Origin of the sequence: Psychrobacter sp. W2-37-MNA-CIBAN-0211 (assembly GCF_040309405.1) — a bacterium.
GTDB classification, from domain to species: domain Bacteria; phylum Pseudomonadota; class Gammaproteobacteria; order Pseudomonadales; family Moraxellaceae; genus Psychrobacter; species Psychrobacter glaciei.
This window is the reverse complement of record NZ_JBEOOU010000126.1, coordinates 1-281: the sequence shown is the minus strand read 5'-3', so window position 1 is coordinate 281 and position 281 is coordinate 1. Positions and strand designations below refer to the sequence as shown.

1 rRNA gene is annotated in these 281 nt (G+C 54.4%); it reads left to right on the top strand.

Annotation, left to right across the window (positions count from 1 at the left end):
* Nucleotides 1-281: ribosomal RNA gene (locus AAEY72_RS14575) — 16S ribosomal RNA — on the top strand; the annotation flags it as partial.

Here is a 281-nt window from a genome sequence, read left to right as displayed (position 1 = left end):
GCTGCGAACCTGCGAAGGTAAGCGAATCACTTAAAGTGCGTCGTAGTCCGGATTGGAGTCTGCAACTCGACTCCATGAAGTCGGAATCGCTAGTAATCGCGTATCAGAATGACGCGGTGAATACGTTCCCGGGCCTTGTACACACCGCCCGTCACACCATGGGAGTGGGTTGCTCCAGAAGTAGATAGTCTAACCCTCGGGAGGACGTTTACCACGGAGTGATTCATGACTGGGGTGAAGTCGTAACAAGGTAGCCCTAGGGGAACCTGGGGCTGGATCAC